Origin of the sequence: Parabacteroides merdae ATCC 43184, assembly GCF_025151215.1 — a bacterium.
GTDB lineage: Bacteria > Bacteroidota > Bacteroidia > Bacteroidales > Tannerellaceae > Parabacteroides > Parabacteroides merdae.
Genome location: NZ_CP102286.1, coordinates 4,362,104 through 4,377,447, shown reverse-complemented (window position 1 = coordinate 4,377,447; position 15,344 = coordinate 4,362,104). Strand labels below are relative to the sequence as shown.

14 protein-coding genes are annotated in these 15,344 nt (G+C 41.9%); 3 read left to right on the top strand and 11 right to left on the bottom strand.

The genetic code is table 11. The features are described from left to right. Positions 1–380: 380 nt before the first annotated feature. The 6 genes from NQ542_RS17785 to NQ542_RS17760 all read right to left on the bottom strand — a co-directional run bounded on the left by NQ542_RS17785 (position 381) and on the right by NQ542_RS17760 (position 4,491). Positions 381–1,265 carry an MlaD family protein gene (locus NQ542_RS17785; RefSeq protein ID WP_005637091.1) on the bottom strand — a complete coding sequence of 295 codons (885 nt, stop codon included), beginning with the start codon at positions 1,263–1,265 and terminating at the stop codon, positions 381–383. Between the two features lie 37 nt (positions 1,266–1,302). Further along, positions 1,303–2,508 (bottom strand): N-acetylmuramoyl-L-alanine amidase family protein, encoded by a 1,206-nt coding sequence (locus NQ542_RS17780; RefSeq protein ID WP_050760746.1) that lies wholly within the window; start codon positions 2,506–2,508, stop codon positions 1,303–1,305. Between the two features lie 128 nt (positions 2,509–2,636). Next, positions 2,637–3,080: a 50S ribosomal protein L9 gene (gene rplI, locus NQ542_RS17775; protein WP_005637097.1), complete on the bottom strand. Its 444-nt coding sequence runs from the start codon at positions 3,078–3,080 to the stop codon at positions 2,637–2,639. A 21-nt stretch (positions 3,081–3,101) separates the two neighbouring features. Continuing rightward, positions 3,102–3,371: a 30S ribosomal protein S18 gene (rpsR, locus tag NQ542_RS17770; RefSeq protein ID WP_005637107.1), complete on the bottom strand. Its 270-nt coding sequence runs from the start codon at positions 3,369–3,371 to the stop codon at positions 3,102–3,104. 2 nt (positions 3,372–3,373) lie between these two features. Then, positions 3,374–3,727 (bottom strand): 30S ribosomal protein S6, encoded by a 354-nt coding sequence (rpsF, locus tag NQ542_RS17765; protein WP_005637109.1) that lies wholly within the window; start codon positions 3,725–3,727, stop codon positions 3,374–3,376. A 590-nt stretch (positions 3,728–4,317) separates the two neighbouring features. Next, positions 4,318–4,491: a DUF4248 domain-containing protein gene (locus NQ542_RS17760; RefSeq protein ID WP_005650419.1), complete on the bottom strand. Its 174-nt coding sequence runs from the start codon at positions 4,489–4,491 to the stop codon at positions 4,318–4,320. 288 nt (positions 4,492–4,779) lie between these two features. On the opposite strand from NQ542_RS17760, the gene NQ542_RS17755 reads away from it, so the two are divergent. Next, positions 4,780–5,781, top strand: a complete 1,002-nt coding sequence (locus NQ542_RS17755) for an alpha/beta hydrolase (protein WP_036724403.1) — start codon at positions 4,780–4,782, stop codon at positions 5,779–5,781. A 112-nt stretch (positions 5,782–5,893) separates the two neighbouring features. Continuing rightward, positions 5,894–7,375, top strand: a complete 1,482-nt coding sequence (locus NQ542_RS17750; RefSeq protein ID WP_005637119.1) for a capsule assembly Wzi family protein — start codon at positions 5,894–5,896, stop codon at positions 7,373–7,375. 1 nt (position 7,376) lies between these two features. Here the strand turns inward: NQ542_RS17750 and NQ542_RS17745 are convergent, their stop codons facing one another. Next, positions 7,377–8,114 carry a lysophospholipid acyltransferase family protein gene (locus NQ542_RS17745; RefSeq protein ID WP_005637121.1) on the bottom strand — a complete coding sequence of 246 codons (738 nt, stop codon included), beginning with the start codon at positions 8,112–8,114 and terminating at the stop codon, positions 7,377–7,379. Positions 8,115–8,251: 137 nt separating this feature from the next. On the opposite strand from NQ542_RS17745, the gene NQ542_RS17740 reads away from it, so the two are divergent. Continuing rightward, positions 8,252–8,422 (top strand): hypothetical protein, encoded by a 171-nt coding sequence (locus NQ542_RS17740; protein ID WP_005637127.1) that lies wholly within the window; start codon positions 8,252–8,254, stop codon positions 8,420–8,422. 65 nt (positions 8,423–8,487) lie between these two features. Here the strand turns inward: NQ542_RS17740 and NQ542_RS17735 are convergent, their stop codons facing one another. From NQ542_RS17735 to rpoC, 4 genes are all read right to left on the bottom strand, one after another. After that, complete coding sequence (locus NQ542_RS17735; protein WP_005637128.1) at positions 8,488–8,796, bottom strand: DUF3467 domain-containing protein; 309 nt, start codon at positions 8,794–8,796, stop codon at positions 8,488–8,490. Positions 8,797–9,134: 338 nt separating this feature from the next. Further along, complete coding sequence (locus tag NQ542_RS17730; protein WP_005637129.1) at positions 9,135–10,016, bottom strand: AraC family transcriptional regulator; 882 nt, start codon at positions 10,014–10,016, stop codon at positions 9,135–9,137. A 5-nt stretch (positions 10,017–10,021) separates the two neighbouring features. After that, entirely contained in the window at positions 10,022–10,885 is an 864-nt protein-coding gene (locus NQ542_RS17725; RefSeq protein ID WP_005637130.1) for an endonuclease/exonuclease/phosphatase family protein, read from the bottom strand. Positions 10,886–11,012: 127 nt separating this feature from the next. Then, positions 11,013–15,299 (bottom strand): DNA-directed RNA polymerase subunit beta', encoded by a 4,287-nt coding sequence (gene rpoC, locus NQ542_RS17720; RefSeq protein WP_005637131.1) that lies wholly within the window; start codon positions 15,297–15,299, stop codon positions 11,013–11,015. Positions 15,300–15,344 lie beyond the last annotated feature (45 nt).

The following is a 15,344-nucleotide window of genomic DNA, read 5'->3' as shown; positions in this document are numbered from 1 at the left end:
GATTTTTTACTCTCCCAACTCTACTTACAACTTCAATTTTTATTTTTACGACTACAAAGTTTAGAAATTAATTCCGAAAAAAAAAGTATCATTTTGTTTGGAACTTTTGATTGTTCAATATCCCGTTTATTGTCAGGCAGTTAATTCCAACAATCTGAATATCTTTATTTTAAAATATCAGAATCACAGAAAACCTTTGTTTAAGAGCATTCTTTAGCTCCTTGCCATCTCTGGCAACCGACTTCAAAAAAGGCCTTTCGATCCAGTTATACTTCTCAATCTAAAGGCCTTATAGAAGTCAAGCTTCTGTATTTTATATTTTTTCGTTTAATTGGAATAATTCTAAATAAACAGATTTGTACAACAAATCTTATGCAATCTTAAAATACAGAAAAATGTACATATCTTTTGGGGTTCTGCCTCAAATCGAGCAAAAGCTTGGAGGCATTGTCTGCCGTACTGTTCAGGTTATCGTAAAGAGCACGGTCGTTCAACAGGAGTCCCATACTATTATCCTTTGAGTTCAGCTTACGCGTCATCTGTTCCACGTTATCCAATGTTGCATTCACCGCATTCACGGTCGTTGCCAGATCCAGTTTTTTCAAATCCGTGCTGACATCGGCAAAGTTTCCGGTGATGACCTTCAGATCGCTCATAATGCCCGGCACATCCTTGCTTAGCATCTGGTTGAGCTGGCGGGAAGAAACAGCCAGACTATTAGTCGTTGTCTCTATATTATTCAAAGACTGGGCCAATGCCGGATGATTTACCAGCGTTTGCAAACCGCCCAGAATCGAATCGATCTTCGGCAAGAGCAGTTCCACCTGCGGGAGAATCTTTTCCTGCACGGATTGCATCATATCCGACTCCATCCTCCCCTCGATCGTATCACCAGGCTTCAGATAGTCGTCCACATACTTGTTCAGATGGATATGCAATTCACCGCCACCGAGGAAGCTGTTTACAATCGTGATATAACTGCCTTTATTAATTTTCATGTGGTCCTCCAGGCTGATATCGATCGAAATCTTATCGACGGCATCATAGTCATAAACTATCTCACGCACCAGACCGACTTTAAAACCTTCTACAAATACAGGACTCGAAACCGTCACTCCCTTTACATTCGTACAAGCCACCACATAATGATTTGTCGGTTTAAACAGATTGATCCCTTTCAAATAATTAATTCCTAAATATAGCAATGCCAGACTGACTATAGACACAAGTCCGATCTTTGCTTCTTTGGTGAATACATTTTTCATTTCTTCTCTGTATATATAAATATAAATTCTGTTACTATCAATATTTCACTTTCTTTCCATCTTTAAAGGCGACTATAAAAGCGTCCTTAAAATCTTTCGCTACCTGCCGGCGCAACTTGCGGATAGAATCGAAACTTGTCGTCTCGCCGTATGTATACTTGTAAATGCCTTTCTCAATAAAGTAATCGACATTCTTATATCCTTTAAACAATTTAGAACCGGAAGAAAGTTTTTTATCCGAGGTAAGTATTTGTATTTTATAAATCGTTTGCCCCTTTTTAACCCGACCCGCTTGCTTCGCGGAGACTGCCGACTTAGACACGCGACTCTGGTTGGACTCCTCCATCTTGTTCTTTTGGCGAATATACTCTTCGCTTCCAGGAGGCGCAGAAATCGGTTGATTATCATCAATATTATCTGCAACTTCCAATATAGGAGCAGCACTTGCATTTCCCGCCAACGCACCGCGCTTGCGGTCATACTCCCACTTATATTTTGTAAAAGCATTATAAATGGCGGTTGCCAGTTTGTTTTGCCCTTCCTTCGTTCTCATGAAGCGTTCTTCCGCAGGATTCGAGATATACCCTAATTCCACAAGAATACTCGGCATGCTCGTCTTACGCAGCACAAGGAAACCCGCCTGCCGCACTCCCCTGTTATTACGCTTGGCCGAAGCAAAACATTTCTGCACCTCCGAAGCCAGGCTAATGCTCTGCTCCATATGCTTATTCTGCATAAATTCGAAAATAATATACGATTCGGAAGAAGTCGGATCGAAACCTTCATACTTCTGCAGATAATTATCTTCCAAAAGGATTGCTGAGTTTTCGCGCATAGCGACTTCCAGATTCTCATCCGTACGGGCCAAACCTAATGTATAAGTCTCCGTTCCCGATACGGAACTGCCTCTCTTCACCGCATTCGTATGAATGGAGATAAACAGGTCCGCCTTATTCCGGTTGGCGATATTCGCTCTCTCGTCCAATTCGATGAAGACATCCGTTTTGCGTGTATAAATGACTTTCACATCATCATGCTTTTCCGATATCAGGCTACCGAGCCTAAGAGCTACCGCCAGATTAATAGCCTTTTCATTGATGGACGAACCACGCGCACCAGGGTCTTTCCCCCCATGCCCGGCATCGATCACCACCGTAAACGTCTTTTCCTTTGCCTGCGACACAGGTAAAACAAAAAACAGGGCTATCACCAAATTGATATATAGAAAAGTTCTTTTTACCACTTTAAAAATTTCTTGCAAATTCGGGACAAATGTAATGTTTTTTGATGAGTTAAACTGGGCTGATCTGAAATAAAAAAAGGGCAATTCGCAAGGAATCGCCCTTTCCATTTTATAGATCCGGTATAGGATTATTCAGAAACTACTTCAAAAGGAACTTCTACCGATACTTCTTTGTGAAGTTTCAAGGTAGCTTTGTAATTGCCAACTTCCTTAACAGATTCCTTGATATAGATAATCTTACGGTCTACTTCGAAACCGGCTTTTGCCAATGCATCAGCCACTTGGATATTCGTTACAGAACCGAAGATCGTACCTGTAGAGCTTGTCTTAGCACCGATTGTCAGGGCAACGCCTTCCAACTTAGCAGCCAAAGCCTGAGCATCTTCTTTGATCTTAGCCAACTTGTGAGCACGTTGTTTCAAGTTTTCAGCCAATACTTTCTTTGCAGACTCAGATGCGATAACTGCTTTACCCGTGGGGATTAGAAAGTTACGTCCGTAACCGTCTTTAACCGTTACGATATCGTCCTTGTAACCTAAGTTGATTACGTCTTCTTTCAAAATAACTTGCATATTCTGTCTCCTCTCTTTTTATTATTTCATTAAATCGGTTACGTAAGGAAGCAACGCCAAATGACGAGCTCTTTTAACAGCCTGAGCGACACGACGCTGGAATTTCAAAGAAGTACCAGTGATACGACGCGGAAGAATCTTACCCTGTTCGTTCAGGAATTTCTTCAAGAATTCAGGATCTTTGTAATCGATATACTTGATGCCATTCTTTTTGAAACGGCAATATTTTTTCTTTTTAACGTCTACTGAAGGCGGAGTCAAATATCTGATTTCTGATTGAGTTGCTGCCATGATTAATTCTCCTTTACTGTTTCTTTAGATGATTTCAAACTTCTTCTCTTTGCTGCATATTCTGCTGCATATTTGTCCTGGCGGAAAGTCAGGAAGCGAATCACACGTTCATCACGACGGAAGTTAATTTCCAGTGTAGCGATTGTTTCCGGATTTGCTTTGAATTCAACCAACTGGTAGAAGCCTGTTGTTTTCTTGTCGATAGGATAAGCTAATTTGCGCAAACCCCAATTTTCTTCGTTCACGATTTCAGCACCCTGTTCTTTCAGGAGGTTCGTGAATTTTTCTACCGCTTCCTTCATCTGAGCGTCAGACAAAACGGGAGTCAAAATGAAAACGGTTTCGTAATTGTTCATAAAACGCTGTTTTGTATTGTTATTACTAAATATTTTTTGCGGTGCAAAGGTAGGAACTTTTTTTTATTCTGCAAACAAAAACTTTTATCTTTTCAGAGCAACCTCAATTATGTTTATCCTAGTAAGCTCAGTAGCAAATCAGAATAGAAAACTCTGCCGAAGCCATGAATTAACGTTTTATCCGGCAGAGGAAATGATTAAATTGCCTACTATAAGATTATTATTGAATATAATTTAAACAGGCTCTAAACCAAACAGTTCACCTCTAATAAAAACGGTGCAGTCAATGACTCAATATAAACAACTCATTACAAGTAGCTTACAGAGGTTTTCCGTTCATTGTGGTTCAATCCTACATCTTAAAATAAATATATTAATAATATATATAGGCTCATTTCCTTGTACCCCTTTAAACCGGCATAGACACGACAGGAATGAGAAAAATCCCTTCTTTCGCATCCGGAAGTCCGGTCTTTTACCTCCCGAACTTCTTGGTTTGACACGCCAAAGTCCCTTGTTTCGTACACAGAAGTCCCTTATTTCAAGGCTCACCCGGATATTGCACGATCGTCCTCACCTGTAGGGGGAGTCTACATCTTCTTCCCTTTCCTCCAATCGTTTCCCTGTAGCTCTGTCTTTAGCTCCGGGTTTACCCCTACCCATTTGGACAACCGTTTCCCTGCCGATACCGGCATCAAATCAGAACCGTAAAGGACCGCCAATTCCTCCCCCCCGTAACTCCTGACTTCGAATTCATTCATCATCGTAATCCCCATCGTTTTATCGTCCCGTAAAGATAAGCAATAATTAATGATATTCAAAACATAATGGCATCTATATTCTACCTTTTCCTACCTGTTACCGCACCGATCTTCGCCGATATTCCCAAAAACGTATTCCTGCCTGTTGCGAAGCCCTACCTTCGTGTTGTCATTGATAATGAAAACAGGTAGAGCGACCAATACGAATTCATAAAAATCGATATCTTTGCAATCGGTTATCTGCAACAAACATCAGGACGAATGCGTTATAATAAAGAAATTAAAAACGATATGACACGAAAACTATATTTTACAATCTTATCACTGCTCTTCATATCTACAATTTACGCTCAATACGTCCCGGACATACTGGGCGATAATTATCTGCGCCGGACCATTCAGATGCCAGATGACTACGAGGGGAAAGTCGTCTGCACGCTTGTCAAGAAGCCACAGTTACCGGAGACCAAACAGGCAATCTTGTATATACATGGCTACAATGACTATTTTTTTCAGAAACAATTGGGTGACAGCGTGAATGCCCACGGTTATAACTTTTATGCTATGGACCTCCGCAAGTACGGACGCTCGATACTGCCGAACCAGAATCCTTTCTTCTGCAAAAGCTTGAAAGAGTATTTTGCAGACCTCGATACTGCCCTTGCCATTATTAGGGAAGAGGGGAATGACAAAATATTGCTGATGGCACATTCTACCGGTGGATTGATTACCCCGTATTATCTGGACAGCAAAAAAGGTAAACTTCCTGTCGACGGATTGATATTGAACAGTCCCTTTCTGGACTGGAATTTCGGATGGATGATGGAAAAAATCGTGATCCCTGTAGTTTCCTGTATAGGGAAACTATTTCCCAACCTGACCGTACAAGGATACGGGGATGCTTCGTATGCTCATAGTCTGCTCAAACAATTCAAAGGGGAATGGGTATATAATACGGACTGGAAGATGATTAACGGCCATCCGAAAAAAGCCGGATGGATAAACGCCATACAAGAAGCGCAGAAAACAGTGCAGAAAGGGATCGGCCTGGACTGTCCGGTACTGGTGATTTCGTCAAACAAGTCGTTCCCGGAAACAAAAGAATGGAATAACGAATATCTGTCTTCCGACATCGTGCTGGACATACACGATATTCAAAAATACGGACAGAAATTAGGCAATTATGTTACACGCGACACGATACAGAACGGGATTCATGACTTGATACTCTCTGAAAAAGACTCGCGCGACCATGTATATCGCACAGTGTTCGACTGGTTGCCGGGAAAATAAACATTGATTATTCTGATATTTGTATTTTCAGAATGCTTATACTTCTTTTCGAAATGAGATATCGGCCGGTAAGTTTTAATCCTTACCTTTGTCCGGTTAAAATAAATATGGAATGAAAGCCTTACAGACAATCATTGCAGTTGCCACTCTTCTCCATGCTGCAAATACTTTTGCACAGACGGAAGAAGCAGAAGATGCAACCTCATATAAAGCCGAAGTTTTCGGATCGGCCAGCAGCGGATCGACAACTCCGTTCTGGATGGTGAGCAATCGGTACGGGGTAGTTCCCCTAGACGCCAATAACGGCTATCTCAACGCTGGAGTTTTTCATCAACAACATTTTGGAAAGGGATTTCGCTGGAGTGCAGGGCTGGACATTGTAGCTGTCGTACCCCGTTACCGTAATGTGTATATCCAACAGATATATGCCGAGTTAGGATATAAAAGTATGCTTCTGAGTGTGGGGAGCAAAGAAAACCGGCATTCGCTTTGGGATCATTCCCTTAGTTCCGGTGACATGGTTCTCTCCTCCAACGCACGCCCGATTCCGGAAATAAAACTGAGTATGCCGGAATTCACCGTCGTTCCGCTCACAAAGGGTTGGATGCAGGTGAAAGGAGATTTTGCGGTAGGCAAGTCTTTCGATACCAAATATCTGGAAGATTTCTCCAATGGAAAACAAACCTATATAAAGAACGTCCTTTGGCATCATAAATCTTTTTACGTCCGCATCAAGGACACGCAAAACAAATTCCCGCTTTCCGGTATTATCGGCGTGCAACACTGGGCGCAATGGGGTGGAACATCCAGCAATCCGAGAATAGGTGTACAACCTCACTCCCTGAAAGATTTTATCCGGGTAGTTTGTGGTAGCGAAGGCGGAGACAATGCAACTCTGTCGGACCAGGTCAACGTGCTTGGCAATCATTTCGGTTCGTACGATTTCAAACTGGAATATACGATGCCGAACTGGAAACTGGCAGCTTATCATCAGCATTATTTCGAAGATAAATCCGGAATGATATTCGTGAACGGGACAGACGGACTTTGGGGAGCACAGTTGGATTTGCCACGCCTTCCCTGGCTAAAAAAGGTTGTAACGGAATATTTGGTCACCCGCAATCAGAGCGGACCGTTCCATTTTATCATCTTCGATCATGACAAATATCAAGGTCCGGGTGGTGGCGGAGATGATTATTACAATAATATAGAATACATAACCGGTTCTTCCTATTTCGGACAAGGTATAGGATCACCGCTTCTGACTTCCCCCCAATACAATACGAACGGGGATATAGATTTCAAGAATACACGTGTACGTGCCTGGCATTTGGCATTTGAAGGAGACCTGTCGCCAATGGTTTCCTATCGCCTCAGATACACACTCATGAATAGCTGGGGAAAACCTTACGCCCCGTTTCTGAATAACAAAAGAAGCAATTCCGGACAGGTGGAAGTCAAATATCACCATCCACGCCTGCAAGGTTGGGAATTCACAGGAGCTGTGGCCGCAGATGCAGGTTCACTCTATGGGGATAACGTCGGGTTCAGTCTGAGTGTCTGCAAACGCGACATTTTAAAATCCTGGAAATAGATTATTTATATTGCTCCCATAAGGCTGACGCAATGATGTCTTGTGTTTTGTCAGCCATCTGCTGCAATCCTTTATGGGAAGCATCCATCCCTTCGGTCGGGATAGGCGGATGAATGACCATTTCCATCTTGTGACGGTGAACATTCAACGAACCGATCGGCAATACGTCAAAAGGTCCGTTCAAGGTGATCGGGACAATCTGTAAATGCTGGTCGGCTGCCATCTGGTAAGCTCCTTTCTTAAAACGGATCATCTTTCCGTTATAAGTACGTGAACCTTCTGGGAATACCACCACCGACGCTCCGTTCTTCAAGCTACGTTCCGCCTCCAACACGCTACGGGCGGCAGCTTTCGGTGTCGAATTATCGACAAAGATAAAACCTGCAGCCCGGCAAGCAGCTCCCACAAACGGGATTTTGGCAATACCGGCTTTCATCACCCACTTGATCGGTACACCCAAAAAACCATATATAAGGAATATGTCGAAAGCGCCTTGATGATTGGCAACAAATACGTACGATTTCTTCCGGTCTATATTTTCCCGTCCTTTTACCTTCACCGGGCAAAGGGCCAAATGGCAAGTCAGCCATGACCAAATCATTCCCGGATAATAAGCAAATATTCTTTCCCCGCCTAACAGGCAACCAACAATAACCGTAAGGGCTGTCAGTATGGTCAATACCACAAAAACAGGAACCACAAACAGCCATAAATAGAGCATATAAAGTATCCGTAGCATATATAACTGTATTATTTCACAAATATAAAAGCTAAATTCAATGGTTTCATCATTTTTGTCCCAAAATATTTTTGCAATCGGGTTATTATTGCTTTATTTGCGGTAGAAAAAAAATAATATATAAAATATCTATCACCATGAACGAATTATTGAAAAATCTGGGGGTAATCGTACTCCTTATCGGTGTTATCATTTTGGCTGTACCGGCAATTAACGGAGGATTGTCAAATACTATTCTTCTTACCGGTTTAGGAGTCATTATTCTGGGTTATATCGGTCATATCGTTATAAACAAGAGACTCGGATAATCACACACTTACAAATAAAAAAGGTCGCTCCGGTTGAGCGACCTTTTTTATTTTCTGTCCGGGAATCAGGCTTCCCCTTTCACACCTCCGATGGGAGGAACAAAATCTTCAAATTTGGCAGTCTTACCATTTGCTTGTTCTTCAAACTTTGCCAGATTATCTTGCAAAGCAAACAACAGTCGTTTTGCATTGTCCGGAGTCAGGATGACGCGACTTTTCACCTGTGCCTTCGGAGCACCCGGCACAACGCGGATAAAATCCAATATGAACTCGGATGAAGAATGTGATATAATTGCCAGATTTGCATACGTTCCCTGAGCCATCTCTTCTGACAGCTCTACTTGAATCTCATTTGTCGGTTTGTTATTTTCCATATTCTTATTATTTGATTATAAATATTCCAAGACAAATATACATATTAAAATCGGAATAATATCAAATAAAAAGGGCCACCTTCACAGGCAGCCCTTTTTCAGTTGTGTTTTTAATTCTCAATTCTTTAGACCAATGTAAAAAAAATACCTTATTGTGTTTAATATTCTATAATCTCGACGCTTAAACTAAGGCAATTCGTCTTAGTAATTTCATTGTTTATTCAACGTTACAAAGATATGCCTCATACAATTAACCACCAAATACTATTTTATCATTATATGATACTATTCCGTCACAGATAATTCATCTATTTTGCAAATTAGTTTAAAATCATGTTTTAAATCCTAAAACGAGTACGTGCATATTTTTCACGATATTCGGTAGGAGTATTACCTTTTCGTCGCTTAAAAGCCCGATTGAAATTCGATAAGTTATTAAAACCAGATTTATAGCATATTTCTGCTATTGTATCACTTGTGTCAATCAGTCGGCAAACCGCTTCAGCTATACGAATGTCATTCAAATTGTCGATAAAAGTTTTTCCCGTCCACTTTTTCAGAAACCGAGTAAGCGACGCTTCGCTCATATTTATTAACGAAGCAAGTTCGGACAATAAAACCGGACGCTGATAATTTTCATGCAAAAACAACATGATCGTATCCAGACGGTCATTATCTATATTGCTAAAGTTTTCTACAGTATTGATAGCATTTAACTTGCGTGCCTTTTCATCTAACGACAAAGTCTTGAGTATTTCTATCAAACGTAATAAATTGTGAAACGAATCCGGTTTATCACTCGATAGCTTTTTAAGTTCGGGTTGAATACGCAAAATCATTTCACGGCTAAAGACAAGACCGCACGAGGCTTTCTCAAACATATCTTTTATAGTCTTGAAATGACGCTTGTTGATAAAACTATCAAAAAGAGAGGCATGGAACTGAATTGTTATTTCCAAAATATCCGTACTCAGACATTTGTGATTTGAATAAGCATGCTTGGCTCCACCTGCAACCAATAACAGATCAAGCTCTTCCATCTCCTCCACCGAATCACCAACGATTCGAATCGCGCCAGCAGCATTCTCCAAATAGTTCAGTTCAAATTCCGGATGCACATGAAGCGGATAGGAAAAACTACGCTTAGGTCGCTGCATCACCAGAAAACAATCTTCCGGTGAAAGCGGCGTAATTTCTCTTAATACATCTACGGAACCCATAACATTTACTGAACAATTATTCTCGATATAACAGGACAATGGTCTGAAGGATATAAGTTATCCAGACTTTCAGCCAAAACACCATGACGAAGTACTTTGACATTACCTTTTACAAAGATATAATCAATCCATACACGTTCGTCCAAAGGAACACGCCCATAATCGTGGAAAGTCCACTCAGGTCCGTAGCACAAAGGAGCCAATGTACGGGCATGTGTCAAATGTCGCGGATCTTTTTCGTCCGTTAAAACTTTAATCGGATCATCAGTCGGAACAGCATTAAAGTCACCAGTAACAATCACCGGTAGATTTCTGGAAAGCAACTTCACCTGCTTTAAGACTAAAGAAGCCCCTTCATGACGAGCAACCTGTCCCATGTGATCCAAATGAGTGTTCAGAAAGAAAAACTCTTTTCCGGATTTCTTATCTTTGAATATCGCCCAAGTTGCAACACGCTCACAAGCGGCATCCCAGCCTTTTTTGCCCACGGCATTCATATCTTCCGCCAGCCAGAAATTGCCACTTTTGACAACAGAGAAACGATCCTTTCTGTAAAGGATAGGAGAATACTCACCTTTTGTCTTACCATCTTCACGCCCCACCCCGACATAACCATAGTCCGGCAAACGGTCCAATAAATCCGTCAACTGATTATGCAAGACTTCTTGCGCACCAAACATATCGACATCATAAAACTTGATCACATTGGCAGCCAGGTCTTTCCTGTACTCCCACCAGTTAGCCCCGTCAGACTTTGTACTCATGCGAATATTAAAAGACATCACATTCATCTCATTATCAAGATGTTCAGCAAAAACAATATTCGTCGAGATCAAAAGGGTGAACAAATAAAATAGTACTTTCTTCATATATGATTTATTTTAATTATCAAGATAATACACAAATATAAGGACTCTGATTTTATTAAACAAATAACAGAAAATAAAAAAGGGCTACCGAATATCGGTAACCCTTCTCTTTTATTTATTCCGCATTTTACTCGTCGTCTCTGTCCATAGTATTGAAATCTACGACATTCTTACGATTTGCAAAGATACGTTCGAACTCATCTTTAGCACCGACAACCAATTTGTCGAAATCACGCTGGCCTGTACCGGCAGGAATCAAATGACCGCAGATAACGTTTTCTTTCAAACCTTCCAGACGATCCACTTTTCCATTGATAGCAGCTTCATTCAGCACTTTAGTTGTTTCCTGGAAAGATGCGGCAGACATAAAGCTGTTTGTCTGCAAAGCGGCACGAGTAATACCCTGAAGAATCTGGTTAGCCGTAGCAGGAACTGCATCACGGACTTCAACCAATTTCAAGTCACGACGTTTCAGCATACTATTCTCATCTCTCAACTTACGAACAGTCACGATCTGACCTGCCTGCAATGTCTGAGAATCTCCCGGATCCGTCACAACCTTCTTGCCCCAGATACGATCGTTTTCATCCATTACCTCCAGCTTATCAACCACCTGCTGTTCCAAGAAGCGAGTATCTCCCGGATCGATGATTTCAACCTTACGCATCATCTGACGAACGATTACCTCGAAATGCTTATCGTTAATTTTTACACCCTGCAGACGGTATACGTCCTGGATTTCATTTACGATATATTCCTGAACAGCCGTCGGTCCCATGATTGCCAGGATATCAGACGGAGTAGTCGCACCATCAGACAGAGGCATACCAGCACGAATGTAGTCATTTTCCTGAACAAGCAGTTGCTTGGACAGAGGCACCATATATTTCTTTACTTCACCCAATTTGGATGTAACAGTAATTTCACGGTTACCACGCTTGATCTTGCCGAAACCAACTTCACCATCGATTTCAGAAACGACAGCCGGGTTAGACGGGTTACGAGCCTCAAACAATTCCGTTACACGAGGCAAACCACCAGTAATATCACCGGCTTTACTTACTGCACGCGGAATCTTGACCAAGACTTCACCCGCCTTAACCATATCTCCCTCGTCTTTTACAACGTGTGCACCCAACGGTAATGAATAATTCTTCAGATAGTTTCCGTTTTCATCCACGATGTGTGCAGCCGGAGCTTTTGTCTTATCTTTAGATTCGATAATGATCTTTTCTTTCAAACCGGTCGTTTCGTCACTTTCAACATTGTAAGTAACATTTTCAACCAAACTTTCGAATTCGATCTTACCGGAAACTTCCGATACGATAACGGCGTTGAACGGGTCCCATTCGATAATAACATCCCCCTTCTTGATTGTATCTCCATTCTTGAAGAACAATTTGGAACCATAAGGAATATTGTGAGCCAGTAATACGATCTTCGTTGTCGGATCGACAATACGGAGTTCAGCCAAACGGCTGACAACAACCTGGAACTTCTTACCGTTTTCTTCGCTATCCACAGCACGAAGTTCTTCGATTTCCAGAACACCGTCATATTTAGAAGTGATACTGTTTTCTGTTGCCACGTTAGATGCGATACCACCGACGTGGAATGTACGCAGTGTCAGCTGAGTACCCGGTTCACCGATTGACTGTGCTGCGATAACACCCACAACCTCACCTTTCTGAACCATCTGGTTCGTAGCCAGATTACGGCCATAACATTTCGCACAAACACCTTTCTTGGATTCACAAGTCAATACAGAGCGGATTTCAACACTTTCGATCGGAGAATCTTCGATCTTTTTAGCCGCATCTTCACGAATTTCTTCACCGGCCCGAACGATTACTTCTCCTGTCAGCGGATGAATAACATCATGAACGGAAACACGCCCCAAGATACGTTCACCCAGACTAGCGATCACTTCATCATTGTTCTTCAATTCCGTACAAACCAAACCACGCAACGTACCACAATCTTCTTCATTAATGATCACATCATGCGATACGTCAACCAGACGACGAGTCAAATAACCAGCATCAGCAGTCTTCAAAGCTGTATCGGCCAAACCTTTACGAGCACCGTGAGTAGAGATAAAATACTCTAACACAGACAGACCTTCTTTAAAGTTAGAAAGGATCGGGTTTTCAATAATCTGACCACCTTCTGCACCACTTTTCTGCGGTTTTGCCATCAAACCACGCATGCCGGACAACTGACGAATCTGTTCTTTAGAACCACGGGCTCCAGAATCCATCATCATATAGATAGAGTTGAAACCATCATTATCAGCAGTCAACTGCTTCATCAATGTATCGGACAACTTGCTGTTAACATGTGTCCAAGTATCAATAATCTGGTTATAACGTTCGTTGTTGGTAATGAACCCCATGTTATAGTTGTTCATAATCTGTTCAACTTCGTCATAACCTTCTTTCACCAACGCCTCTTTTTCAGGTGGGATCAGAACGTCAGCCAAGTTGAAGGACAAACCACCTTTGAAAGCCATATAATAACCCAGATTCTTGATATCATCCAAGAACTGAGCCGTACGGGCAACACCACAAGCCTTGATCACCTTACCGATGATATCACGGAGAGCTTTTTTACCCAATACTTCATTAATATAACCGACTTCTTCCGGAACAAATTCATTGACCATCAAACGCCCGACAGAAGTTTCGACCATTTTCTTAACCGGATTACCTTCCTTATCTATGTCGTTCACATATACTTTGATCGGAGCATGGATATCCACTTTCTTTTCATTATATGCGATCGTTGCTTCTTCCGGCCCATAGAAAACAAGACCTTCACCTTGTGTTCCCTTGCGCATTTTGGTTATGTAGTACAAACCTAACACCATATCCTGGGAAGGAACAGTAATAGGTGCACCGTTAGCCGGATTCAGAATGTTATGAGAAGCAAGCATCAGCATCTGTGCTTCCAATACGGCCTCGTTTCCTAAAGGCAAGTGAACAGCCATCTGGTCACCGTCGAAGTCGGCGTTGAATGCCGTACATGCCAACGGGTGCAACTGAATAGCTTTACCTTCGATCAACTTTGGCTGGAATGCCTGAATACCCAAACGGTGCAGTGTCGGTGCACGGTTCAGCAATACCGGATGTCCTTTCATTACGTATTCCAAAATATCCCAAACCACCGGCTCCTTACGGTCGACGATCTTCTTAGCAGACTTAACCGTTTTTACGATACCGCGTTCAATCAATTTACGGATCACGAAAGGCTTATAAAGTTCGGCTGCCATATTCTTTGGCAGACCACATTCATGCATCTTCAATTCAGGACCTACAACGATAACCGAACGGGCCGAATAGTCAACACGTTTACCCAACAGGTTCTGACGGAAACGACCTTGTTTACCTTTCAAACTGTCGGAGAGAGACTTCAACGGACGGTTAGCATCTGTCTTAACAGCACTCGATTTACGAGAGTTATCAAACAAAGAATCCACAGCTTCCTGAAGCATACGTTTTTCATTACGTAAAATAACTTCGGGAGCTTTAATATCGATTAATCGTTTCAGACGGTTATTACGGATAATAACACGACGATACAAATCATTCAAATCGGAAGTAGCGAAACGGCCACCATCCAACGGAACCAACGGACGCAGTTCTGGAGGGATAACAGGTACAACCTTCACGATCATCCATTCCGGTTTGTTACGCCCTCTGGATGCACGGAAGGACTCAACAACCTGTAAACGTTTCAATGCTTCGTTCTTACGCTGTTGCGAACCGTCTGTGCTTGCACGATGGCGCAATTCGTAAGACAAAGAATCTAAGTCCAGACGAGCCAACAAATCATAGATGGCTTCAGCACCGATCTTTGCGATGAACTTATTCGGATCCGTATCTTCCAACATCTGGTTTTCCTTTGGCAGGTTATCCAGAATCTGCAAATATTCTTCTTCCGAAAGCAAGTCCAATTCAGCAATAGTGTCTACACAACCCGGCTGAATCACGACATAACGTTCGTAATAGATAATAGAATCCAGTTTCTTGGTCGGCAAGCCTAACAAGTAACCGATTTTATTGGGCAGGGAACGAAAATACCAGATATGAGCAACAGGTACAACCAAATGAATGTGTCCCATACGTTCACGACGTACTTTTTTCTCTGTAACTTCTACCCCGCAACGATCGCAGACAATACCTTTATAACGAATACGCTTGTATTTACCGCAATGGCATTCATAGTCCTTGATAGGACCGAAAATACGCTCACAGAAAAGACCGTCACGCTCAGGTTTGTACGTACGATAATTAATCGTTTCCGGTTTTAAAACTTCACCACTAGAGTTCTCAAGAATCTCTTCAGGGGAAGCCAGACCGATGGTTATTTTTGAAAAGTTACTCTTTATTTTGTTTTCTTTTCTAAAGGCCATATTTTTTATTTATAAAGAGTTATCAATGAGTAAGTAGATGAGCCG

Excerpts from the sequence above, each read along its gene's own strand:
- NQ542_RS17785 (WP_005637091.1), bottom strand. The coding sequence starts at position 1,265 with ATGAAAAATGTATTCACCAAAGAAGCAAAGATCGGACTTGTGTCTATA.
- rplI (WP_005637097.1), bottom strand. The coding sequence starts at position 3,080 with ATGCAAGTTATTTTGAAAGAAGACGTAATCAACTTAGGTTACAAGGAC.
- rpsR (WP_005637107.1), bottom strand. The coding sequence starts at position 3,371 with ATGGCAGCAACTCAATCAGAAATCAGATATTTGACTCCGCCTTCAGTA.
- rpsF (WP_005637109.1), bottom strand. The coding sequence starts at position 3,727 with ATGAACAATTACGAAACCGTTTTCATTTTGACTCCCGTTTTGTCTGAC.
- NQ542_RS17760 (WP_005650419.1), bottom strand. The coding sequence starts at position 4,491 with ATGATGAATGAATTCGAAGTCAGGAGTTACGGGGGGGAGGAATTGGCG.
- NQ542_RS17755 (WP_036724403.1), top strand. The coding sequence starts at position 4,780 with ATGACACGAAAACTATATTTTACAATCTTATCACTGCTCTTCATATCT.
- NQ542_RS17750 (WP_005637119.1), top strand. The coding sequence starts at position 5,894 with ATGAAAGCCTTACAGACAATCATTGCAGTTGCCACTCTTCTCCATGCT.
- NQ542_RS17745 (WP_005637121.1), bottom strand. The coding sequence starts at position 8,114 with ATGCTACGGATACTTTATATGCTCTATTTATGGCTGTTTGTGGTTCCT.
- NQ542_RS17740 (WP_005637127.1), top strand. The coding sequence starts at position 8,252 with ATGAACGAATTATTGAAAAATCTGGGGGTAATCGTACTCCTTATCGGT.
- NQ542_RS17735 (WP_005637128.1), bottom strand. The coding sequence starts at position 8,796 with ATGGAAAATAACAAACCGACAAATGAGATTCAAGTAGAGCTGTCAGAA.
- NQ542_RS17730 (WP_005637129.1), bottom strand. The coding sequence starts at position 10,016 with ATGGGTTCCGTAGATGTATTAAGAGAAATTACGCCGCTTTCACCGGAA.
- NQ542_RS17725 (WP_005637130.1), bottom strand. The coding sequence starts at position 10,885 with ATGAAGAAAGTACTATTTTATTTGTTCACCCTTTTGATCTCGACGAAT.
- rpoC (WP_005637131.1), bottom strand. The coding sequence starts at position 15,299 with ATGGCCTTTAGAAAAGAAAACAAAATAAAGAGTAACTTTTCAAAAATA.